17 protein-coding genes and 2 pseudogenes are annotated in these 22,377 nt (G+C 68.4%); 8 read left to right on the top strand and 11 right to left on the bottom strand.

Annotation, left to right across the window (positions count from 1 at the left end):
• Positions 1 to 134 precede the first annotated feature (134 nt).
• The 5 genes and pseudogenes from Q9K23_RS19920 to Q9K23_RS19900 all read left to right on the top strand — a co-directional run.
• Entirely contained in the window at positions 135 to 1,247 is a 1,113-nt protein-coding gene (locus Q9K23_RS19920; RefSeq protein ID WP_305950254.1) for a Gfo/Idh/MocA family oxidoreductase, read from the top strand.
• An 82-nt stretch (positions 1,248 to 1,329) separates the two neighbouring features.
• Positions 1,330 to 1,755 (top strand): annotated as a pseudogene (locus Q9K23_RS19915) (sugar phosphate isomerase/epimerase); the annotation flags it as partial.
• A 94-nt stretch (positions 1,756 to 1,849) separates the two neighbouring features.
• Entirely contained in the window at positions 1,850 to 3,355 is a 1,506-nt protein-coding gene (locus Q9K23_RS19910) for a CoA-acylating methylmalonate-semialdehyde dehydrogenase (protein WP_053778057.1), read from the top strand.
• A 102-nt stretch (positions 3,356 to 3,457) separates the two neighbouring features.
• Complete coding sequence (locus Q9K23_RS19905; RefSeq protein WP_020793673.1) at positions 3,458 to 3,601, top strand: hypothetical protein; 144 nt, start codon at positions 3,458 to 3,460, stop codon at positions 3,599 to 3,601.
• Positions 3,602 to 3,663: 62 nt separating this feature from the next.
• Positions 3,664 to 3,860 (top strand): annotated as a pseudogene (locus Q9K23_RS19900) (hydroxypyruvate isomerase); the annotation flags it as partial.
• Here Q9K23_RS19900 and Q9K23_RS19895 read toward each other — a convergent pair.
• The gene (locus Q9K23_RS19895; RefSeq protein ID WP_261978033.1) at positions 3,776 to 4,780 is read right to left on the bottom strand and encodes a LysR family transcriptional regulator; all 1,005 of its coding nucleotides are present in this window, start codon (positions 4,778 to 4,780) and stop codon (positions 3,776 to 3,778) included. The pseudogene Q9K23_RS19900 and the gene Q9K23_RS19895 overlap by 85 nt on opposite strands.
• 49 nt (positions 4,781 to 4,829) lie before the next feature.
• On the opposite strand from Q9K23_RS19895, the gene Q9K23_RS19890 reads away from it, so the two are divergent.
• The gene (locus Q9K23_RS19890) at positions 4,830 to 6,152 is read left to right on the top strand and encodes an MFS transporter (protein WP_082366017.1); all 1,323 of its coding nucleotides are present in this window, start codon (positions 4,830 to 4,832) and stop codon (positions 6,150 to 6,152) included.
• A 25-nt stretch (positions 6,153 to 6,177) separates the two neighbouring features.
• Here the strand turns inward: Q9K23_RS19890 and Q9K23_RS19885 are convergent, their stop codons facing one another.
• From Q9K23_RS19885 to Q9K23_RS19860, 6 genes are all read right to left on the bottom strand, one after another.
• Entirely contained in the window at positions 6,178 to 7,392 is a 1,215-nt protein-coding gene (locus tag Q9K23_RS19885; protein ID WP_053778055.1) for a fatty acid desaturase, read from the bottom strand.
• A gap of 45 nt (positions 7,393 to 7,437) precedes the next feature.
• Positions 7,438 to 8,760, bottom strand: coding sequence for a fatty acid desaturase (locus tag Q9K23_RS19880; protein ID WP_020792407.1), 1,323 nt, complete (start codon positions 8,758 to 8,760; stop codon positions 7,438 to 7,440).
• Between the two features lie 186 nt (positions 8,761 to 8,946).
• The gene (locus Q9K23_RS19875; RefSeq protein ID WP_020792405.1) at positions 8,947 to 10,050 is read right to left on the bottom strand and encodes a GNAT family N-acetyltransferase; all 1,104 of its coding nucleotides are present in this window, start codon (positions 10,048 to 10,050) and stop codon (positions 8,947 to 8,949) included.
• A gap of 86 nt (positions 10,051 to 10,136) precedes the next feature.
• Positions 10,137 to 11,264, bottom strand: a complete 1,128-nt coding sequence (locus Q9K23_RS19870) for a ferredoxin reductase (protein ID WP_020792404.1) — start codon at positions 11,262 to 11,264, stop codon at positions 10,137 to 10,139.
• 225 nt (positions 11,265 to 11,489) lie between these two features.
• Positions 11,490 to 12,056: a hypothetical protein gene (locus Q9K23_RS19865; RefSeq protein ID WP_059039521.1), complete on the bottom strand. Its 567-nt coding sequence runs from the start codon at positions 12,054 to 12,056 to the stop codon at positions 11,490 to 11,492.
• 73 nt (positions 12,057 to 12,129) lie between these two features.
• Positions 12,130 to 13,599, bottom strand: coding sequence for a wax ester/triacylglycerol synthase domain-containing protein (locus Q9K23_RS19860; RefSeq protein WP_020791762.1), 1,470 nt, complete (start codon positions 13,597 to 13,599; stop codon positions 12,130 to 12,132).
• A 111-nt stretch (positions 13,600 to 13,710) separates the two neighbouring features.
• Between Q9K23_RS19860 and Q9K23_RS19855 the strand changes: the two genes are divergently transcribed.
• Positions 13,711 to 14,790, top strand: a complete 1,080-nt coding sequence (locus Q9K23_RS19855; protein WP_020791761.1) for a zinc-binding dehydrogenase — start codon at positions 13,711 to 13,713, stop codon at positions 14,788 to 14,790.
• 29 nt (positions 14,791 to 14,819) lie between these two features.
• Here the strand turns inward: Q9K23_RS19855 and Q9K23_RS19850 are convergent, their stop codons facing one another.
• From Q9K23_RS19850 to raiA, 3 genes are all read right to left on the bottom strand, one after another.
• Positions 14,820 to 15,434, bottom strand: coding sequence for an Rv3235 family protein (locus Q9K23_RS19850; RefSeq protein WP_053778054.1), 615 nt, complete (start codon positions 15,432 to 15,434; stop codon positions 14,820 to 14,822).
• A gap of 176 nt (positions 15,435 to 15,610) precedes the next feature.
• Entirely contained in the window at positions 15,611 to 18,436 is a 2,826-nt protein-coding gene (gene secA, locus Q9K23_RS19845) for a preprotein translocase subunit SecA (protein WP_053778053.1), read from the bottom strand.
• A gap of 182 nt (positions 18,437 to 18,618) precedes the next feature.
• Positions 18,619 to 19,371: a ribosome-associated translation inhibitor RaiA gene (gene raiA, locus Q9K23_RS19840; protein WP_053778052.1), complete on the bottom strand. Its 753-nt coding sequence runs from the start codon at positions 19,369 to 19,371 to the stop codon at positions 18,619 to 18,621.
• 510 nt (positions 19,372 to 19,881) lie between these two features.
• Between raiA and Q9K23_RS19835 the strand changes: the two genes are divergently transcribed.
• Complete coding sequence (locus Q9K23_RS19835; RefSeq protein WP_305950253.1) at positions 19,882 to 20,574, top strand: ComF family protein; 693 nt, start codon at positions 19,882 to 19,884, stop codon at positions 20,572 to 20,574.
• A 40-nt stretch (positions 20,575 to 20,614) separates the two neighbouring features.
• Here the strand turns inward: Q9K23_RS19835 and lpqB are convergent, their stop codons facing one another.
• A complete protein-coding gene (gene lpqB, locus Q9K23_RS19830) occupies positions 20,615 to 22,366 on the bottom strand; it encodes an MtrAB system accessory lipoprotein LpqB (RefSeq protein WP_053778073.1) in 1,752 nt (583 codons plus the stop codon).
• Positions 22,367 to 22,377 lie beyond the last annotated feature (11 nt).

Raw genomic sequence — 22,377 nt, 5'->3', positions numbered from 1 at the left:
GCGGCAGCCATCGTGACCGACAACGCAGCCAGGGCACCATCGAGCCGCGAAGACCCGCACAGGGAATGGGGAGACGCACCCTGGTCCTCATCTGCACATCACCCAGTCCGCCAACACATCCCACGGAGAAGACCATGACCGATCTACGTAACACCGACGTGCGAGTTGCCGTCCTGGGCGTCGGTATGATGGGCGCCGACCACGTCGCCCGCATCACCGAACGCATCAAGGGTGCCACCGTCACCGTCGTCAACGACTACGTGACGGCGAAGGCCGAGGAACTCGCGGCCACGATCCCCGGGTGCCGGGCGATCAACGATCCGCTCGACGCGATCGCCGATCCCGACGTGGACGTCGTCATCCTGGCGACCCCCGGCCCCACCCACGAGAAGCAGCTGCTGGCCTGCCTCGAGGCAGGAAAGCCGGTGATGTGCGAGAAGCCGATGACCACCGACGCCGCCACCTCGCTCGAGATCGTCAGGCGTGAGGCCGAACTCGGACGCAAGCTCATCCAGGTGGGCTTCATGCGGCGCTTCGACGCCGAGTACGAGCGGCTGAAGAACCTGATCGACGACGACGTCTTCGGCAGGTTGCTGGTGGCCCACTGCGTCCACCGTAACCCGGCGGTGCCGCCCAGCTTCGACTCGGCGATGATCGTCAAGGACTCCATCGTCCACGAGGTCGACGTCACGCGGTTCCTGTTCGACGAGGAGATCGCCACGGTGCAGATCATCACCCCGGGATCGAATCCGCGGGCGCCGCAGGGCCTCAAGGACCCGCAGATCGCGATCTTCACCACCGAATCCGGCAGGCATATCGACGTCGAGTGCTTCGTCACCACCGGGGTGGCCTACGAGGTGCGCACCGAGATCGTCGGCGAATACGGTTCTGCCTTCATCGGACTCGACCAGGGTGGGGTGATCCGCAAGCAGCGCAACCCGACCCAGGACGGAACGGGCGCCGGGAGCAGATCGAGCGGGCCCAATCCGAACAGCGACGGTCGTAAGGTCGCCGGGATCTGGGGTGGCGACATCACGCCGTCGTTCGTCGAGCGGTTCGGCGGGGCCTATGACACCGAGATCCAGCGGTGGATCAACGCGGTGCGCGCCGGCACCAACGTCGACGGCCCGGGCGCCTGGGACGGCTACGCCGCCGCCGCGGTCTGTGCGGCCGGGGTGCGGGCACTCGAGACCGGTGAGATCGTCGCCGTCGACATGGTCGACCGCGCCTCCATCGAGGGGGCGTGAACACGACGATCGCGCTCGATCCGACCCCGTTCCACCACGATGCCCGCTGGTGGAGCCGCCGCGCGGTGTCGGAGGCGCGGTGATCCAGATCACCGTCGGCCTCGGAGTGAACATGATGAACACCGAATTCTCCGGTCGTCCGGAGGAGGCCGAGGAATCCGCCCGCCACAGCTTCCACAGGGGTGGCAGCATGCGCGAGATCTTGACCGCCGCCGGTGACATGCAGTGTCCGACCCACGTGACCAACACGATGGATCACCATGCCTCGCATGGCCTCCGGTAGATCGCCACCCTCCCGGGCAACGCGGTGCGCGTGCATCAGGACCTCTAGATCGGTGACGTCGACTGGGACGAGTTCTTCGGCACGCTCGGCGAGATCGGCGATTTCTACGACCGTGACGACTCAGGCACGGTGTCGAGTGTGTTCGCCGAGAACGAGAACCGCGCCGAGGTCTCGCGATATCAGCTCGCGACGGTGACCGACTACGTCACCAGATTCGGCAACTGACGACGACTCCGGCCATCGACATGTGATCCGGCAACCGACCCCGTCTTCCACATTCATCCACTGACTTCCGATCCCCGGAGAACAGGAGTAACCCATGTCCACCCCACCGTCCGCCACCGTCGTCCACTGGGCCGGAAACAAGCCCTTCCCTGGTACCTCGAACGCCACCGCCCCGGTCACCAACCCGGCCACCGGGCACGTCACCGGCCGGGTCGCACTCGCCTCGGTCTCCGACGCCCGCGCCGTGATCGACACCGCCGCAACCGCATTCCCCACATGGCGCGATACCAGCCTGTCCAAGCGCACCACGATCCTGTTCCGCTTCCGCGAACTGCTCAACGAGCGCAAGAGCGAGCTGGCCGCGATCATCACCGCCGAGCACGGCAAGGTCCTCTCCGATGCCCTCGGCGAGATCTCGCGCGGCCAAGAGGTCGTCGAATTCGCCTGCGGCATAGCACATCTTATCAAGGGAGGCCACACCGAGAACGCCTCCACCAACGTCGACGTCCACTCGGTGTGCCAGCCCCTCGGGCCCGTCGCGATCATCTCCCCCTTCAACTTCCCCGCCATGGTCCCGATGTGGTTCTTCCCCATCGCGATCGCCGCCGGCAACACCGTGGTTCTCAAACCCTCAGAAAAGGATCCGACGGCCTCGATCTGGCTGGCCGAACTATGGAAGGAAGCCGGCCTGCCCGACGGCGTGTTCAACGTCCTCCAAGGCGACAAGGCCGCCGTCGACGCACTACTCACCGACCCCGCCATCAAAGCCGTCAGCTTCGTCGGCTCCACCCCCATCGCCCAGTACGTCTATGCCACCGGCACCGCCACCGGCAAACGCGTGCAAGCCCTCGGAGGCGCCAAGAACCACGCGATCATCCTCCCCGACGCCGACCTCGACCTCGCCGCCGACGCCATGGTCAACGCCGGCTTCGGCTCCGCCGGGGAACGCTGCATGGCCATCTCCGTGGCCGTCGCCGTCGGCGACATCGCCGACACCCTCGTCGACAAGATCGCCGAACGTGCCCGCTCCATCGTCACCGGCGACGGCACCCGTAGCAGCGACATGGGCCCCTTGGTCACCGCCGCCCACCGCGCCAAGGTCGCCTCCTACGTCGACGCCGGCGAGGCGGCGGGTGCCACCATCGTCCTCGACGGCCGCGGAGTCCAGGCCGACGGTGACGCCGACGGATTCTGGCTCGGCCCGACCCTGTTCGACCACGTCACCCCCGACATGAGCATCTACACCGACGAGATCTTCGGTCCTGTCCTCGCCGTCGTCCGCGTCGCCTCCTACGACGAGGCACTCGAACTGATCAACACCAACCCGTTCGGCAACGGCACCGCCATCTTCACCAACGACGGCGGCGCCGCCCGCCGCTTCCAGAACGAGGTCGAGGTGGGCATGGTCGGCATCAACGTGCCCATCCCCGTCCCGATGGCCTACTACAGCTTCGGCGGCTGGAAAGCCTCACTGTTCGGCGACACCCACGCCCATGGCACCGAGGGCATCCACTTCTTCACCCGCACCAAGGCCATCACCACCCGCTGGCTCGACCCCAGTCACGGCGGCCTCAACCTCGGCTTTCCCCAGAACGCCTGAGAACACAGAGCGCCTGGGACTCCGGAGCGGCTGGGACTCCAGCATGACCGGGGCATGGGCGAGAGACCCGATGCATCGGCAGACGGCGGCTTACCCGAGTCGATGACATCACACGAGATCCGCCGGTGGTTCGTCACCGGCGGGATCGGACACTCCCACCCGGAGGACGTCGATGGCGGCCATCCCGCCCTCGACGCCCCCACACTCGACGCCCGCGATCCCACGTCGCGTGCCTCACATCGCTGACCACCGTCTGCACCGGGGTCGAGGGACGATGACCGGCAGCCTCACCGATCCCGAGGGCGCCTCGTGGCCTGCCGTATGTGGGCGAGATCCAGGTGGCCGACGTCACGGGGCGATGGGAACCCGGCACCGGCGAGATCCACTGTCCGGCCATCGCCGCGGCGCTGCGCAAGCGGGCTACGCCGGTGTGATCGGTCGTGAGGGCTGGGTGCGCACCGAGCTGGCTGCCGCATCCGATGCCTTCGTCACGGCGTTCGCCTGATCTTGCCCGGCGACCTCACGCACGATCTCGAGGACGGCACACGCCGCGGATGATGGCGTCAGGTCGGCGGAGTGCGCGATCCCGATGTGCCAGAACATCTCCCGGTCGCGGCACGTCAGCACGGACACTTCCCGCTGATCACGGGCCACGCTCTGGGGCACCAGCGTCACCCCGAATCCCCTGCGCGCCAACTGGGTACCGAATTCCTGATCGGCCACCTCGATCACCGAAAGACGCTGCGGTACATACCGATCGACGACGGCCCGGATCCCCCACCCGGGCGGATGGTCGATCACCCGCTCGTCGACGAGATCGGCGACCACGAAGCCACCTCGCTTCGCGAGGCGGTGATCGGGATGACAGACCAGCACCAACGGCTCCACAGCGAGCCATTCGACGGTGGCGCCGGGGATGTCGTCGTCGTTTCCACCGAACAACGCCAGATCCAGGGAGCCGTCACGAATCCCGCGGATGTTGCCCGCACTGCCGCGCGGATTCTGCCGCATCGCGATGGTGATCCCCGGATGGCGGCGGTGCACCATGGCGAAGGCCTCGGCGAGGTCGATGGCACCGCCGATGTTCACCAGTGCGCCGAGCGACACCCCGCCGGCGATGTCGCCACGCAGGGCCGCCACCGCGTCACCGACCTCCGCACGCGCGCGCAGGGCGGTCCGCGCGGGGACGACGATCGCCTGCCCGGCCTCGGTGAGCACCAGACTGGTGGCGGTGCGGTCGAACAGTCGGGCACCCACCTCCCGCTCGAGTCGGGCGATCGACGTCGACACCGCCGACTGCACGACATGCAGCGAACGGGCGGCCGCGGTGAACGTGCCGTGATCGCAGCACGCGAGAAAGTACTCGAGCTGACGCAGTTCCACGAGACCACCCTCCACCATCATCACCAAAAGAGATATGGACATCGAAATCCATCGCTTTTCATCATGCCCGCTGCAACGGAAGATGTGGAGTATGAGCGATGCGAACGCACCTTCAACCGCCACACGGGCCGACCCGGCTCCCGACGCCGGGACATCACCCGCGGCGACGACCACGGCGAGTACACCGTTGACCCGTGTGGTCGTCTTCCTCTTCGCCGTGACCGCGGGTTCCTCGGCGGGCTGTCTCTACTACCTGCAACCGCTACTCGATCGGGTCGGCGCCGACCTCGGTGTCACCACCACCGCTGCAGGCCTGATCATCTCCATGACCCAGGCCGGGTATCTGGTGGGACTGGCCCTGGTGGTTCCGCTCGGCGACTTCGTCGACCGGCGGCGGCTGGTGGGCGCCCTGCTGCTCATCTCCTGTGCCGGACTCGCCGTTGCCGCCGCCGCACCCGGCTACGCGGTGCTGATGGTCATGGTGTTCGCGGTCGGCGTCTCCGCGTCGGCAGCGCAGGTGGTCGTCCCCTGGGCCGCCGCCGTCGCCGCACCCGGCGACCGCGGCACCGTGGTCGGCACGGTGATGAGCGGATTGCTGATCGGCATCCTCGCGTCACGGGTCTTCGCCGGCCTGATCGCCCAGGTCGGCGGCTGGCGCACGGTCCTGGTGGTGGCGGCCGTCGTGCAGGCGGCGATGGCCCTCGCCATCTGGCTGCGGGCGCCGCGGACCGCGGTGAGGCGACCCTCGGGCACCACCTATCCGCGGGTCCTGGCCTCCATCGTCACGCTCATCCGTACCGAATCCGTTCTGCGCCACCGCATGCTGCTCGGCGGACTGAACATGGCCGCGTTCAGCGCGCTCTGGACGGCCATCGCCTTCCTGCTCGCCGGTTCACACGGGTCGTCGTATCACTTCTCCGACGCGGCGATCGGGCTGTTCGGCCTGGCCGGGATCGCCGGTGCGCTGGCCGCACCCCGCGTCGGCCGCCTCGCCGACCGCGGGTACCTGCGGCACACCCAGTACGGGGTCTGGCTCGTCCTGCTGGCCGGATGGGTGCTGCTCTGGCTCGGGGGCGGGCAGGTGATCGTGCTGATCGTCGCGCTCGTCGTCTTCGACTTCGGCGTGCAAGGGGTCCAGATCGCCAACCAGGCGGCGGTGTACTCGCTCGACGACACCGCCCGGTCACGCCTGACCACGGCCTACATGGTGTCCTACTTCGCCGGTGGCGTGGTGGGATCGGCCTTCGGCGCATGGGCGTATCAGACTGGCGGCTGGACCCTGGTGTGCGCGACGGGTGCCGGCACCGCGATCGCCGGCATGGCGCTCTGGGGGCTGTTCGCCTTCACCGAACGCCACCACCAGGTCCAGGGAGTCCTCGCCCACGCGGCCCTCCGCAACCCTCACCGCCGGTGAGGGGCCGAGGGACCGACGCGCGGGGTCAGGCCCGGCGCGCCCGGCGCCGTTCGCGACGGGTGCGGCGCAGCTCGGCGATCGCGGTCTTGAGCCCCCTGGTCCGCGGCATCCCGGCGAAGCGCCGCTCGGAGGCGGTCTCCGGGGCGTCGTCGGCGGTGTCGTGCAGGAACCGATCCGGCAGGGCCAGCTTGTTGATGGTGCGCAGGGTCTTGAGGTACTGCACCCACAACGGGCCGGTGGTGTAGGGCAGGTCGTACTTGTCGCACAACTCACGCACCCGGACACCGATCTCGGCCATCCGATTGCTCGGCAGATCCGGATACAGGTGGTGCTCGATCTGGTAACAGAGGTTGCCCGACAGGAAGGCCAGCGCCGGGCCCGCCTCGAAGTTGGCCGACCCCAGCATCTGCCGGAGATACCACTGCCCCTGTGTCTCGTCCTCGAGGCTGTCGACGGTGAACTTCTCGGCACCGTCGGGGAAGTGACCACAGAAGATCACCACATAGGCCCACAGGTTGCGCACCAGGTTCGCCGTCATGTTGGCGGTGAGGGTGTGCAGGAAGTTCGGACCGGTCAGCGCCGGGTAGAGCAGGTAGTCCTTGGTCACCTGCTTGCCGATCTTGCGGCCGAACTCCTTGAGCTGCGGCCGCGCGATCTCCATCGGCTTCTCGCCCTTGATGACCTCCTTGAGCGCGAGATCGTGCAGACCGATCCCCCACTCGAAGGTGAGGGCGAGCAGCACGTTGAAGATCGGCTGCAGTGCGCGGCGCGGCTCCCACGGCTCGTCCCGGGTGACACGCAGGATCTTGTAGCCCACGTCGTCGTCCATGCCGACGACGTTCGTGTACTTGTGATGGATGAAGTTGTGGGAATGCTTCCAGTGCGGCGAGGCGCACACCATGTCCCATTCCCAGGTGGTCGAATGCACCTCGGGATCGTTCATCCAGTCCCACTGCCCGTGCATCACATTGTGCCCGAGCTCCATGTTCTCGATGATCTTCGACAACGAGAGCGCCGCGGTACCCAGCAACCACAGCGGACGGCGGTGGCTGCCCAGCAACGCGACGCGGCCGATGACCTCGAGGCTGCGTTGCGCGGCGATCGTCCGTCGCAGATAGCGGACGTCACGCGGCCCGCGATCTGACTCGATCTCCCGACGCAGGGTGTCGAGTTCGTGCCCGAGGGCCTCGATGTCCGCGTCGGTCAGATGTGCGTACTCAGAGATGTCCGTGATCGCCATTGGCACCCATTATGCCCTCGCGAGCGGGAAGTCGGCCACGCGGCCTCAGGCCGCCGCCGCGTCGATGACCTGGGACGATCGTCCAAGTCGGCTCTTACGGCCCCGAAGTGCACCGATCGCCGACCGCAGGCCGCGCCGCCGTCCGGTCAACGGGTCGAGACTCGACTCCAGGCGCACACCGGTCGGCAGATCCTGCTTGAATCGCCGCTCCGAGGCGGTCTCCGGGGCGTCGTCGGCGGTGGCCTTCAGGTACTTGTCCGGCAGTGACAGCTTGGCGATGGTCCGCCACGACTTGAGGTACTGCAGCGGGAACGATCCGGTCGTGTACGGCAGGTCGTACTTCTCGCACAGGGCGCGCACCCGCACCGAGATCTCGGCGAGGCGGTTGCTCGGCAGATCCGGGAAGATGTGGTGCTCGATCTGGTACGAGAGGTTGCCGGACATGAAGCCCAGCACCGGTCCGCAGCGGAAGTTCGCGCTGCCCAGCATCTGACGCAGATACCACTCGGCCTGGGTCTCGCTGTCGACGTCCTGCTTGGTGAACTTCTCGGCACCGTCGGGGAAGTGTCCGCAGAAGATCACCGCGTTGGTCCACAGGTTGCGGATCAGGTTGGCCAGCGCATCGGCCGACGCCGCCTTGCCGAATGCCTTTGCCGCAGAAGCGGAATCGCCACCGGGCAGGGCCGCGGCCAATGCTGCGGCCAGACCCGGGAAGACCACGTAGTCCTTGCCGACCTGCTTGCCGACCTTGGTTCCCACGTCGGCCAGGTCGCGCCGGAACTGTTCCTTCTGCTCCGGCGTGCGACGCTTCTTGCCCAGTTCGAGATGCTGGGCGGCCACACCCCACTGGAAGAAGACCGCGAGCAGCGTGTTGTAGGCGATGTTCCCGAGGTAGAACGGCTGCCAGCGCTGATCACGCGTGACGCGCAGCAGGCCGTAGCCCACGTCGGCGTCCATCCCGAGGACGTTGGTGTACTTGTGATGGATGTAGTTGTGGGTGTGCTTCCAGTGCGCCGACGGATCGGTGTTGTCCCATTCCCAGGTGGTCGAATGCACCTCGGGATCGTTCATCCAGTCCCACTGCCCGTGCATCACGTTGTGCCCGAGCTCCATGTTCTCGACGATCTTGGCGACGCCCAGCGAGGCGGCACCGGCCCACCACAGCGAACGCTTGCGCGACCCCATGATCATGGCGCGGCCGGCGAGCTCCAGGCCACGCTGGAAGCGGATGGTGTTGCGGATGTAGCGGGCATCGCGTTCACCGCGAGCAGCCTCGATATCCGCCCGGATCGCATCGAGTTCGGCACCGAGGGCCTCGACGTCGGCCTCTGTCAGGTGGGCGTACTCGGGGATGTCGCTGATCGCCATGCTCGACCTTCCGCGTCATGCCGCGGCCGAATCCGTATCGTCCGGCCCGCGGCTACGTTACCGTAACCTACGATAGCGTAAGTTACGGTCCCGTCGGCTGTCCAGTGGGTGTGACGGAGCAGCCGCCCACAGGCCGCCGGGTGATCGCGGTGATCGCGGTGATCGCGGTGATCACGCAGAGCGCCGCTACCGGTCGCGCAGGAGCTCGAAGCAGACCAGGTCCTCGATCTCGCCGCCGGAGTCGGCGGCCAGCGGCTGCACGCCGAACTCGCGCATCCCCGCCGAGCGGGCCAGGGCGATGCTGCCCTTGTTGGATTCCGCGGCGAACAAGGTCAGCCGCCGCATGTCCAGCTCGGTGAAGGCATGCTGCACCGCGGCCGGGAACGTCTCCCCCAGCACCCCGCGTCCCCGGGCCTCGGGATGGGTGTAGAAGCCGGCCTCGGCGCCGGTGGTGGGGTCGATCTTGAACAACGAGATGTCGGCGAGGTAGCGGTCGTCCTCCTTGTCGGCGACCGCCCAGGTACAGGTCTGGCCACACGCGGCCGTCCACCACTTGCGGGTGCGTTCGGCACCTGCATGCTCGACGGTCAGCGGATCCGGCCTACCGAACAGATAGGTCCGCGACGCCGGGTCGTCGAGGGTCTCCCGGATGCGTTCGTCGTCGTCCTCGACCAGCGGCCGCATCCGGAACCGATCGGTCTCGAACGAGGTCGATCGCCATGTGGACGTGGGCTCGAAGCCGTCGCCGGCACGCCAGATGGCGGTCCAGGCATCGACCACCTTGCTGTTCATCTCCAGCCAGTCGGGCATGCGCGAGAGGAGGGTGAACCCGGCCGCATGCGCCGCACGCAGGCTCGTCAGATTGCCCTCGGCGGCCTCCCAGCGCACCACCTCGACATCCCGCTCGGTGGAGGCATACCGCATCGCCAGCTGCATCGCGCGCCGCGCGACCCCCTGGCCACGGGCATCGGGATGCAGCACGAACCCCACGTCGACGACCCGTCCGGCACCCTCGAGGGCGAGGCTGCCGACGAATCGGCCCTCGAACTCGATGGCCCAGGTCATCCCGAGACCGGTGTCCCAGCCACGCAGGGCGCCGACGATGAACCGCTCGGCGTCGGAGCGGCCGTACGGCGACGGCATCCGCGCCCAGCGCATGGTCAGCGGATCGGTCGCATAGCCCACGATCCGATCGACGTCGTGGTGGGCGTGTTTGCGGAGTGTGACGACCCCGTCGGTCAGTGCCGGCACGGTGATCGTTTCGGACAGTTCGAGAACCTCAGATCGCACGCGGAAAACCCTCCGTGGTCGATTGCTGTCGGATCCGAGCCTAGCCGGATCCGACGACCACCGGGCGGTAGCAGGCGCGATGTCCCTCAGACGTCGAGGGTGCAGTCCCCCGCCGCAGCGCTCACACAGGTCTGGATCCGTTCGCCCTCGACGTGCTCGGTCCCGGTCCGCAGATCGCGGACGCAGCCCTTGTCGAGCATCACCACACAGCTCTGGCAGATGCCCATCCGGCAGCCGAACGGCATCAGGACGCCCGCGTTCTCGCCGGCCTCGAGCAGAGTGGTCGCGCCGTCGGCCTCGACGCTCTGCCCGTTGCGACCGAAGGTCACGGTGCCGCCCTGCGCACCCACCGCGCCGCGTTCGAGCGCGAATCGTTCGATGTGCAGCAGCTCGGGGTGGCCGCCGGTCTCGAAGAACTGCGACACCATGTCGAGGAAGGCCGACGGGCCACACGCCCACGTCTGGCGCTCCGACCAGTCCGGGCACAGTCCGGGCAGGGTGTCGGCGGTGACCTTGCCGTCGGCGCGGGTGTGCTGGATGTGCAGGTCGACGAAGCCGGCGGCGGCCAGACGGTCGAGCTCGTCGGCGAAGAGCACGTCGTCGGGGGTCGGGGCGGAGTGGATCACCCGGATGTCGGTGCGCTGCCCACGGTGGGCCATGGTGCGCAGCATCGCGATGATCGGGGTGATACCACTGCCCGCGGTCACGAACAGGATCTTCTCCGGCAGCGGTTCGGGTAGCACGAACTCGCCCTGTGGGGCCGCGAGCCGCACGATGGTGCCCGGCTGCAGGCCGTTGACCAGGTGCGACGAGAGGAAGCCCTCGGGCATCGCCTTGACCGTGATCGCGATGGTCTTGTCGGTGGCCGTGGAGTCGGGCACCGAGGTCAGCGAGTACGAACGCCACGTCCAGCGGCCGTCGACGAGTACGCCGATGCCGATGTACTGGCCGGGGGCGTAGTCGAGGGAGAACCCCCAGCCCGGGCGGATCCGGATGGTCGCCGAATCGTCGGTCTCGGCCACCACCGACACGATCCGACCCCGCAGCTCACGGGCCGACCACAGCGGATTGGCCAGGTGCAGATAGTCGTCGGGCAGCAACGGGGTGGTCACGCGGGCCACCGCGGCGCGGACCCACTGACCGCCGCGGCTACGTGCGGCGATACCCGACACCGGTGCCTCAAATCGTTCGCGCCAACCCACGCCGAACACCATCCTCCGACTCACCGGCGCACCGCGCCGAAAACACAACCTACGCTTCCGTAGGTTACGCGACATCCACGCCCGTCCGCGACCGGCGTGCGATCACCACCACACTTCGTGGCGAGCTGTCGACCCACGCACGGCTTGCACGGTGGTGGGACCGGCCCGACGAAGACGGAACGGCCTCATCGCAGTTCGGGCGCGCAGGGCAGTTCGGGTACAGCGCGGTTCGGGAACTCAGAGCAGTTCGAGCAGGAACGGAAGCTCCTGCGTCGCATACCAGGCGAGGTCGAAGTCCTCGACATCGCCGATCGCCAGTTCGGCGTCCTCGTCCCCCAGGTCGGCCGCGTCCACGACGACGACCGCGGTACGGACCGCCGCCTCGGCGTCGGCGCCGTCGACGTGCACCGACGCCACCGCCGACCGCGCGATCGGCCCGGCCACCTTCACCACCGCGTCGTCGAGTTCGGGGCGCAGCGTGACGGCCTCGACATCGGCGGCCACCACCGCGCGTCGGGGCGGGAGTCTGGGCGTGTCACCGGGCTTGGTCTCCCCGGCATCGGCGGCGAGATCCGCATCGGCCTCGGCGTCGGCGGGTTCGGGCGCCTCCCCGGCGAGCAGCCGCAACGACGCCCGGGCCGCCTCGCGCATCGCGACCTCGGCGAGTTCCTCGTCGTCTCCCGAGAGGAAGGACTCCCGCAGGGCCGGGGTCAGCGCGAACCCGGTGCCCCCGATCGGCCGGAACTCGCCGGTCGAGTCCAACTCCATCAGCATCGCCAGCGTCGCCGGAAAGTAGACCCTCATCCCTCGATCCTTCTCCACTGCCAGACCGTCGCGTCTGCCGGTCCCGACCCTAGTCGCCCGGCGCGCACCCGGCTCACCCGGCGCCCGCGAGTTCGTCATAGGCCTCCCCGACGTAGTCGGCGAGTGCCGGTAGGTCACCGATCACGCCGCGGTCGGCGATGAACCCGAAGCGCAGCCTGCCGCGATACTCGACCACCCCGATCGCCAAGGCATGGCCCGCGATCAGGCCCGGCACCGGATAGATCTCAGAAACCTTGCGGCCCAACACGTATCGGTCCGGGACCGGTGCGGTGAACAGTGACACCGGGACGTTGTACCCACGGTTGCCCAGCGACCGGAACGCCCACGAGCTCAGCTCGGGGAACGGGACCATCCCGAGATCACCGAGGATCGGGCTGGGCCCCGGCGTGACCCGCCGCGCCGACTGCGCATAGCGATCCGCGAGACCGGCCACCTGCGCCAGACGAACCGTCGGATTGTCTTCTCCGACAGGAAGATCGGTGACGAATCCCGGTGCTCCCACATCGACCCAGCCGGGCTCGTCGTCGAGCCGGCCGACACCGGGATCGCGGGTGGCGAGCGGGATCTCGACGCGCACGGTGTCGGTGATGGTGGCCGCCACGTCGTAGGACAGCAGCCAGCGCCGGATCACACCGGTGATGATCGCCAGTTCCACGTCGTGGACGGTGCAGCCGTGGTGTTCGGCGATCTTCGCGCATCCTCGACGCGGCACCGAGGCGACCGCGAAGATCTGCGACGAACTGCCCGGGGTGTTGAGCGGACTGTCCGGTGCGGCGTCGGTGACGTCGCGGATCAGGTCACCCGCGCGCCGCACCACGCTGCCGATCATCGACCGTGCGGTCCCGACGACCCCGTTGCCGGTGACCATCGACTCGACGAACTCGCCGGGCCGGGAGACGGCCTCGGCGATCGCCCCGATCACCAGGGCCGTCGACCCGGGCAGGTGGCGCGGCATCCACAGGTCCTCGTCGAACGCACGCACCGTCGGCCCGTCGTCGCAGATCACCTGGCTGATCTCCGGGCCGGAGAAGTCGTCGACGAGGCACCGGTGGGTCTTGGTGAGCACGGCGAACCCGCCGTCGGGCAGGCCCTCGATGAGATACATCTCCCACAGGGGCCGGGACCGGTCCAGGGGCCGCGACATGACCCGTGAGATCAGGTCGGCCAGGGCGGCCATCGTCCCGGGCTGCGGCAGCCCGGAGCGCCGGATGTGGAAGTTGATGTCGAAGTCGGGGTCGTCGACCCACACCGGACGCGCCAGTCCCAGCGAGACCGACCGCACCACCTGCCGATAGCGGGGCGCGAGCTGTAGCCGGTTCTCGACCAGCGACACCAGCGCCGGATAGTCCGGGCCGGACACGGGCTCGGACTTCGGCGCACCACCCCCGCGGGCGGTCGATGACCGGCCCGAGCGGGAACGGCGGTCGGGACCGAACACGAGCAGCGCGCCGAGATGACTCGTGGCCCCCGAGGGGTCCAGGAAGTAGTACATCGCCTCGCGTGGCGACAACCGGTTGACCACCTTGCCGATCCTAGGGCACCGGCCGGTTGCAACCGTCGGCAACCGTTGACCGACACACCCCCCGAAACCTTGACTCAGGGAACCCCGCCCGACACCGAACGGAGCAACAACATGCGCGCAGCACGCTACTACGACCGTGGCGACATCCGGATCGAGGACATCCCCGAGCCCGAGGTGGCCCCCGGCACGGTGGGCATCGACGTCGCCTGGTGCGGCATCTGCGGCACCGACCTGCACGAGTACGCCGACGGCCCGATCTTCATCCCGCCGTCGGGACATCCGCAGCCGCTCAGCGGTGAGAGCGCACCGGTCACCCTGGGACACGAGATGTCCGGCGTGGTGTACGCGGTCGGCGAGGGCGTCGACGACCTCACCGTCGGTGACCACGTGGTGGTGGAGCCCTACATCGTCGGCGACGACGTCGACACCGGCCCGGACAGCCACGACTACCACCTCTCCCACGACATGAACTTCATCGGCCTCGGCGGTTGCGGTGGCGGCCTCGGCGAGAAGATCGCCGTGAAACGGCGCTGGGTCCATGCCATCTCGAAGTCCATCCCGCTCGACCAGGCCGCGCTGATCGAACCGCTGTCGGTGGGCTATCACGCGGTCGAACGCAGTGGTGCCGGCGCCGGCGACGTCGCATTGATCACCGGTGCCGGACCGATCGGTCTGCTGACCGCCGCCGTGTGCAAGGCCGAGGGGATCACCACGATCCTCAGCGAGCCGTCGCCGCTGCGCCGTGCCAAGGCGCTCGAGTCGAAGGTCGCCGACCATGTGATCGATCCGAGCAGCGAGGACGCCGTCGCCCGGGTCACCGAACTCACCGGCGGTCGCGGTGCCGACGTCGGATTCGAGTGCACCTCGGTGCAGCCGGCACTGGACACCCTGTTCGACGCGCTCAAGCCCACCGGCGTGCTGGTGGTGGTGTCGATCTGGGGACATCCGGGCAGCGTGGAGATGCAGAAGCTGGTGCTCAAGGAGATCGACATGCGCGGGACGATCGCCTACGTCAACAGCCATCCGGCGACCATCGCACTGGTCGAGGAGGGCAAGGTGGATCTCTCCCCCTTCATCACCGGTCGCATCGGTCTCGACCAACTCCTCGACGAGGGCTTCGACACCCTGCTGCACCGCAACGAGACGGCGGTGAAGATCCTGGTCTCGCCCTCCGGCGCCGGACTGGACTGAACGGCGCCGGTGCCGGTGCCGGCACCGGCTCAGGCCAGTTCGAAAACAACGAGCCGCCAACGGTATTCGGTCTTGAATGCCGTACTCCGATACCGCGATGCGGCCGGGCCCGCCCCGGCCGCGTCGTCACGGACACGGCACGGCACCCGCTCGATCCGGGCGGCGAAGGCACGTACCCGACGACCCCGGGAGTACGTGCCGAAGACCTCGGCGGCCGCAGGCCCGCACATCTGCACGTGCACACGCCGTACCCGGGCGGCACCGGTCTGGCCCTCCCCGCCCGTGCGGGCGAGATCGGCACCGACGAGCGCCTCGACCCGCTCGAGGAGCGACGCCGACACCAGGGCACCGACATGTGCGAGCGGGCGGCGGTGATCGAGGATCTCGAACAGGGCGGTCACCGTCGCCTGCGCGAAGCGGTGTGCCGCAACGGTCGCCGCGGGTATCGCCGCGGGACGTCGCGGCGTCTGCGGAACACGCGACGGCGGTGACGATCTGGGCCCGGATGCGGCTGTGGTCACCGCGGTCGGGGGCACGGTGACCACCACCGAGGCGGTGACGGCCGGTGCCGGCTCGTACACCGGCGCGGCGACGATCCGGATGCGGGAACGGGACGGGACCTGCTGCTGGGTATCGAGCGACATGGAAATCAGACGCAGCGGGGGCCGCCGCGGTTCCACTTCCCACGAAAAAAGTTTCGCGGCCCGGCGGCGTCCACGCGAGAGCCCACCGTTACCGCAGGCAACGGCCCGTCATGGTGCCCGAGAGGACAGTGGTGCCCCGAGAAAAAAGTGGTGCCCGTTGCCGGACACCACTTCGCTCAGTTGCGCTTCTTCTTGGCCTTGGGCGGCTTCGGCCCGGTTCGGGTACCGGCCCGCGCGGCGGCACGACGCTCGCGGCGGTTCGCGGAGGTGACCGCCGGGTCGTCGAGTTCCTCGTCCTCCGAGTGCACCACGGTCCCGCCGCCCTCGTCGGGGCCGGAGAAGCTGAGTGCGGCCTCGTCGGACTCCGAGTCGTCGATTCCGACCGCGCGCAGTGCCGCCGGCGCCTGCTGGGCCCCGTTGGTGGCGGCTGCCGCCCCGGCGAGCGCCGGAGCCGGATTGCGGTCGGTGGCCGCGGCCGGTGCCGGGACCGGCGCGGACTCGGTCTGCACCTGCACGTTGAACAGGAACTGCAGGCTTTCTTCCTTCAGACCCTCGAGCATGCCGGTGAACATGTCGTAGCCCTCGCGCTGGTACTCCACCACCGGATCACGCTGGGCCATCGACCGCAGGTGGATGCCCTCACGGAGGTAGTCCATCTCGTAGAGGTGATCGCGCCACTTGCGGTCGAGGACGCTGAGCAGGATGGTGCGCTCGAGCTGGCGCATCGCACCCTCGCCGGCCACCGCGGTGATCTCGTCCTCGCGGGCGGTGTAGGCGGCCTGTGCATCGGCGATCAGCAGGACCTTGAGCTCCTCGGCGGACATGTCGTCGCGCTCACCGAACTCGTTCTCGCCGACCACTTCCCGGGGGTCGAGGGTGATCGGGTACAGCGACTTCAGGGCACTCCACAGTTCGTCGAGATCCCAGTCCTCGGCATAGCCCTCGGAGGTTGCCCCCTCGACATAGGCGCCGACGACCTCGGCGACCATCTCGAGGACCTGCTCACGGTGGTCGGTGCCCTCGAGAATCGTGCGGCGCTCGGCGTAGATCACCTTGCGCTGCTCGTTCATGACCTCGTCGTACTTGAGGACGTTCTTACGGACCTCGAAGTTCTGCTGCTCCACCTGGGTCTGCGCACTGCGGATGGCCTTGGTGACCATCTTCGCCTCGATCGGCACGTCGTCGGGCAGGTTGACGCGGTTCATGATGACCTCGAGTGCGGCACCGTTGAAACGCCGCATGAGCTCGTCACCGAGCGACAGGTAGAAACGCGACTCGCCCGGATCGCCCTGACGGCCGGAACGACCGCGCAGCTGGTTGTCGATCCGGCGCGACTCGTGACGCTCGGTACCGAGCACGTACAGGCCACCGGCCTCACGGACCTTCTCGGCCTGGTCGGATGCCTCGGAGCGGGCGGTCTCGATCGCCTCGTCCCACGCCGCCTCGTACTCGTCGGGGGTCGACACCGGGTCGAGTCCGGCCTTGCGCAGCCGCGTGTCGGCGATGATGTCGGGGTTGCCGCCGAGCACCACGTCGGTACCACGACCGGCCATGTTGGTGGCCACGGTGACCGCGCCGATCCGGCCGGCCTCGGCGATGATCTGCGCCTCCTGCTCGTGGAACTTGGCGTTCAGCACGGTGTGCGGGATGTCGCGCTTGGCGAGCTGCCGGGACAGGTACTCCGACCGCTCGACGCTGGTGGTACCGATCAGCACCGGCTGGCCGGCCTCGTGACGTTCGGTGACGTCGTCGACGACCGCGGCGAACTTGGCCTCCTCGGTCTTGTAGATGAGGTCGGTCTGGTCCTTGCGGAGCATCGGCCGGTTGGTCGGGATCGGCAGCACCCCGAGCTTGTAGATCTGGTCGAACTCGGCGGCCTCGGTCTCGGCGGTTCCGGTCATGCCGCTGAGCTTGTCGTACATGCGGAAGTAGTTCTGCAGCGTGATCGTGGCGAGGGTCTGGTTCTCGGCCTTGATCTCGACGCGTTCCTTGGCCTCGATGGCCTGGTGTAGGCCCTCGTTGAAGCGACGGCCGTCGAGCACACGGCCGGTGAACTCGTCGACGATGAGGACCTCACCGTTGCGGACGATGTAATCCTTGTCGCGCTGGAAGAGTTCTTTGACCTTGATCGCATTGTTCAGGTAGCTGACCAGCGGCGAGTTGGCGGCCTCGTAGAGGTTGTCGATGCCGAGCTGGTCCTCGACGAACTCGACGCCGGCCTCGTGCACGCCGATCGTCTTCTTCTTGATGTCGACCTCGTAGTGCACGTCACGCTCGAGCAGCGGGGCGATCCGCGCGAACTCGACGTACCACTTGCTCGACGACTCGGCCGGACCGGAGATGATCAGCGGGGTACGGGCCTCGTCGATCAGGATCGAGTCGACCTCGTCGACGATGGCGAAATTGTGACCGCGCTGGACGAGCTCGGTGAGTGCGTGCGCCATGTTGTCGCGCAGGTAGTCGAAGCCGAACTCGTTGTTCGTTCCGTAGGTGATGTCGGCGGCGTAGGCGGCCCGGCGCTGGTCCGGGGACATCCCGGTCAGGATGACCGCGGTGTCGAGGCCCAGGAAGCGGTGCACGCGACCCATCCACTCGGCGTCGCGCTTGGCCAGGTAGTCGTTGACGGTGACCACGTGCACGCCGTCGCCGGAGATGGCGTTGAGGTAGGCGGGCAGCACACAGGTCAGGGTCTTGCCCTCACCGGTCTTCATCTCGGCGATGTTGCCGTAGTGCAGGGCCGCGCCGCCCATGATCTGCACGTGGAAGTGCTTCTGGTCGAGCACTCGCCAGGCCGCCTCACGGGCGACGGCGAAGGCCTCGGGAAGCAGTTCGTCGAGTGTCTCCCCGTCGGCGTACCGGGTCCGGAACTCGTCGGTCTTGGCCTTCAGGTCGTCGTCGGAGAGCGCCTCGATCTCGTCGGACAGCGATTCGACGTGGGATGCGATCGCATCGAGTCGCTTGACCATGCGGCCTTCGCCGATGCGCAGAAGCTTGTTCAGCACCGTGGATCGAGTTCCTCACTGTTGTCGACGTCGGAGACTGGGCCTCCTCGATGGCGGCCTCCGCCAAAATGGTGCACAGGCCATCGTTCATGGTACCGACGTCGTCGGAGGAGTGGCAGTTCGCACCCGGGTGGGACCCGCCGGTGGCGGCGCCGGGGTCTCCGGCGCCGCCACCGCGGGGCTCACGCGAGTCGGATCAGGCCGTAGTCGAACGCGTGGCGGCGATAGACCACCGACGGCCGATCGGATTCCTTGTCATGGAACAGGAAGAAGTCGTGTCCGACGAGTTCCATCTCGTAGAGCGCCTCGTCCACCGACATCGGTGCCGCCTCGTGCTCCTTGATACGCACCACCCGGCCGGGTTCGGAATCGGCGACGCCATCGTCCCAGGCCGGTTCGGCGAAGGTGGCCGGCGGTCCGTCGACGCCGAGCTGGTTGCCCTGTAGCGGCGGCGCACCGACCTCGGTGGCCTCGGCCACCGACTGCGGGCGCCGGTTTCCGTGATGGACGCGACGGCGGTCCTTCGCCCGGCGAAGTCGCGACTCGATCTTGTCGAGCGCCGACTCGAGCGCGGCGTAGAAGTTGTCGCCACATGCCTGGGCACGCACGACCGGGCCCTTGCCGGTCGCGGTGAGTTCCACCTGTTGACACACCTTGGACTGCCGACGATTTCGTTCGTGGTAGAGCTCGACGTCGAATCGGAAGATCGATGGGTCATACCGCTCGAGACGGGCGAGCTTGTCGCCGACGTAGACGCGGTAATGCTCTGGGATCTCGACGTTGCGGCCCTTGAACACGACGGTGGCGTTCGGTTCGGCAGGTTCCTCCGACTCGACGGTGCCGGGCGGCAGCACGAAGGCCGACGCGGCGTCGTAGTCGTCGACCGCGGCGATACGTGATTCGCGTTGGCCCTTGCGGTGCATGACAGATGACATTCAACTACCTCCTGGAAAGTGTGTCGACGGATCCGACTCCGGGAGTCACGGGGAAACCGATCCGAGCGCGACCAGAGGATTGAAAGTTATTGGCGCTCAACGAGATTCGGGATTTCCGACACAAACCGCGGATGAACTCGGACACAGGAACCGTGGCAATGCCGGTCGACGACCGGCACTCATGTTCAGTGGCTTCACCTCCCGGCGTGGGCCGCTCCTGCGAGCGGTCCGCGATGACCAGCTACCTCCAGTACCCACGACCGTAGTCGGATGTTCGCCGTTCGGCCATGATTCGGCGCAGTAGCTCACACGGCGTTTCGCAGATCGGGACGAAAGGCCCGCACCGTCGCACCGTCGGACCCATCACGATGCCTGACTTGTCCTCTGTGCACCGACATCCCGAGGAACCCCCTGCACTCGGTGCACCGTCGGTCCACAGTTCGTCATCTGTCCCCGGACCGCAGCGGGACCACGGGCCGGCACGACCGCGTCCGGGGCACACTCGCTGCCATGTCCACACGCAGCCATCTGTCTCTGATACCGAGAGCGATCGCCGCCGCCGGCGCCGACCTCGTCCTGCCCCGCACCTGTGCCGGATGCGGGGCCGCCGACACCGACTGGTGTGCGCGCTGCGCCCGGCACGTCGCCGACGCTCCGGTCGAACTGCGGCCACGGGTCGACGTCGGGGTCGCGGTGTGGGCGGCCGGACGCTATCGGGGCCCGTTGCGCCACGCCATCCTCGCGGTGAAGGAACACGGCCGCCGCGATCTCACCGGCCCGCTCGGGACCGTCCTCGCCGACGCCGTGACCACCGTGGCCCGGTGGGGCGAACTCCCCGACAGCCCGCGGCTGACACTCGTCCCGGCACCCACCCGCCGCGCGGCCGCCCGACGCCGTGGCGGCGACCCGGTCGCCGGGATCGCCGCCGTGGCCGCCGCACGGCTCGGCCCACGGGTGGGCACCGACCCGTTGTTGTTCACGGCGTCGGCCACCAGGGACTCGGCCGGGCTGTCGGCGCGGGACCGACGGGCGAACCTCCGCGGCGGCATCCGACTGCGTCCCCACCACCTCGGCACCGCCCGGATGTCGGCGGTCCTCGTCGACGACGTGCTCACCACGGGTGCCACCGCCGCCGAGTCGGTGCGGGTCCTCCGGCATGCGGGGATCGATGTCACGGCCGTGGTGGTGCTCGCCGGCGCGTGAGGCCCACCCCGACGACCCCGGCGGGGTGTCGCTCAGACGATCAGGGGATGACCGGGATGGTGCCCGGGGTCATGGCCGGCTCGACCTCGGTCCAGTACTCGTCGGCCTGGCCGTTGCTGCTGCCCAGTCGCAGCACCCCGCGCTGGTCGGAGATGTAGACCGTGGTGGGGTTGGCCACCACCGCGGTGACCGGCGGCGACACGTTGCCGCTGAGCAACCCCACCGCGGGGGTGCCGTTGATCGACAACTGCACCACGGGAGAATCCCAGCTCTCGCGGGCGATCATCAGCGTGGTCGGTGACGCCCAGTCCAGCGACACCGCGCGGCTACCGATGTTGTAGGCCGCGATCCGCGGATGGGCCAGGGTCAACCGGCCGTCGGCGTTGGTCGCGAGCACCGCGAACACCACCTGACCGCCGACGATCAGCCCGACACGCACCCCGTCCGGCGCGACCTGCAGTTCGGTGATCGAACCGCGCACCAGCGCCGACACCTGTCCCGGATCGATCTCGATGGTCCGGGGTTCGCCCGTCTCGTCGTCGCGTATCCACTGGGTCGGTTTGCCGTCGACCACCGCCCACACGACATCGGAGTCCGGTCCGAACGACGGTCTGGTCACCGTCAGCCCGGACGCGATCGGCGTCGTCGCCGCACCGTAGTCGCCGACCGTGAGGTTCAGCCGCGGGTCGGTGCCCTCACCCGCCTGGACCGCGGCCACCCGCTTCCCGTCCGCCGACAACGCCGCCGAGCGCACCAGACGACCGGTCCCGAGCGGGCCGCCCACCGCGACCGTCCCGGTGTCGGTGACCTTCAGCAGCGCCCCGCCCCGGATGACGTTGAGCCCGACGTCGGTGGCCGGCATCACCGACGGATCGAACGACCGCACGTCGGTGGTCTGCCAGCCGCTCGCGCGGTCGGCGAGCAGGGGTGCGCCGTCGGCGTTGATCACATACGGGCCGCCGATGTCGGCACCGTTGAGGGTCCAGATGATCTGTGCGGCGAGCACCGTCCGATCGCGCACCGACAGATTGCCGATGCCGATCAGCTCGATCCGGACACCGCCGTTCGCTCCCGGGGTCACCGGACCACGCAAGGACGCCCCGGTCGGCAGGGCCGAGTCGACGGCCGAGGCGAGGTCGGCGGCCGGACCTGCGAGCAGCACCCCGACCAGCGTCGTCGCATCCGAGTCGAGTCCGGAGTACAACCAGCGCGGGTCGGGTACGAGATGCGATCGGGTGCGGTCGGTGAAGTAGGCCGACACCGCACGATGGGTGATCTCGAACTGGGTGCGGTCGATCATGGTGCGCTCGGGTAGGGTGCCGTCGATCCGCCACTGCCGGCCGACCTTCGACAAGGTCACCGTGGTCTCCACCCGGCCGGTGGCCGGGGTCAGCTGCCCGTCGCTCATCAGCACACCGACGTTGTCGCCCACCAGGCGCATCCGCACACTGTTCTCGCTGCGCTGGTCGACGTACGTGTTGATCTCGTCGAGGATCAGCGCCGCACCGCGATCGTCCCACTGCTCGGCCGCCGAGGTGGTCAAGAACTTCCGGGCCGCGGCATGGCCGTCCGCGGGTGCCGCCGTCGCCTTCAGGAACGCGCGGACCAGGGCCTCCGGGTCCATGTCGGCCTGCGGTCCCGGTACCGCGTCCGACGGCCCCTGACGCGCGAAGGAACTGATCGGCTGCGGCGAGGAACTGTTGGGGACTCCCCCACATGCGGTGAGCAGCGACAGGACCACCCCGAGGATCACCACCGCCACCGATCGACGGGTCACCCGATGGCCGCGCATGCGGTTGTGCA

Source organism: Gordonia sp. NB41Y (genome assembly GCF_030718915.1).
Lineage (GTDB): Bacteria > Actinomycetota > Actinomycetes > Mycobacteriales > Mycobacteriaceae > Gordonia > Gordonia desulfuricans.
Note: the sequence above shows the minus strand (reverse complement) of the source record. Positions and strands in the feature narration are given on the sequence as shown.

Excerpts from the sequence above, each read along its gene's own strand:
- Q9K23_RS19920 (WP_305950254.1), top strand. The coding sequence starts at position 135 with ATGACCGATCTACGTAACACCGACGTGCGAGTTGCCGTCCTGGGCGTC.
- Q9K23_RS19910 (WP_053778057.1), top strand. The coding sequence starts at position 1,850 with ATGTCCACCCCACCGTCCGCCACCGTCGTCCACTGGGCCGGAAACAAG.
- Q9K23_RS19905 (WP_020793673.1), top strand. The coding sequence starts at position 3,458 with ATGACATCACACGAGATCCGCCGGTGGTTCGTCACCGGCGGGATCGGA.
- Q9K23_RS19895 (WP_261978033.1), bottom strand. The coding sequence starts at position 4,780 with ATGTCCATATCTCTTTTGGTGATGATGGTGGAGGGTGGTCTCGTGGAA.
- Q9K23_RS19890 (WP_082366017.1), top strand. The coding sequence starts at position 4,830 with ATGAGCGATGCGAACGCACCTTCAACCGCCACACGGGCCGACCCGGCT.
- Q9K23_RS19885 (WP_053778055.1), bottom strand. The coding sequence starts at position 7,392 with ATGGCGATCACGGACATCTCTGAGTACGCACATCTGACCGACGCGGAC.
- Q9K23_RS19880 (WP_020792407.1), bottom strand. The coding sequence starts at position 8,760 with ATGGCGATCAGCGACATCCCCGAGTACGCCCACCTGACAGAGGCCGAC.
- Q9K23_RS19870 (WP_020792404.1), bottom strand. The coding sequence starts at position 11,264 with ATGGTGTTCGGCGTGGGTTGGCGCGAACGATTTGAGGCACCGGTGTCG.
- Q9K23_RS19865 (WP_059039521.1), bottom strand. The coding sequence starts at position 12,056 with ATGAGGGTCTACTTTCCGGCGACGCTGGCGATGCTGATGGAGTTGGAC.
- Q9K23_RS19855 (WP_020791761.1), top strand. The coding sequence starts at position 13,711 with ATGCGCGCAGCACGCTACTACGACCGTGGCGACATCCGGATCGAGGAC.
- Q9K23_RS19850 (WP_053778054.1), bottom strand. The coding sequence starts at position 15,434 with ATGTCGCTCGATACCCAGCAGCAGGTCCCGTCCCGTTCCCGCATCCGG.
- raiA (WP_053778052.1), bottom strand. The coding sequence starts at position 19,371 with ATGTCATCTGTCATGCACCGCAAGGGCCAACGCGAATCACGTATCGCC.
- Q9K23_RS19835 (WP_305950253.1), top strand. The coding sequence starts at position 19,882 with ATGTCCACACGCAGCCATCTGTCTCTGATACCGAGAGCGATCGCCGCC.
- lpqB (WP_053778073.1), bottom strand. The coding sequence starts at position 22,366 with ATGCGCGGCCATCGGGTGACCCGTCGATCGGTGGCGGTGGTGATCCTC.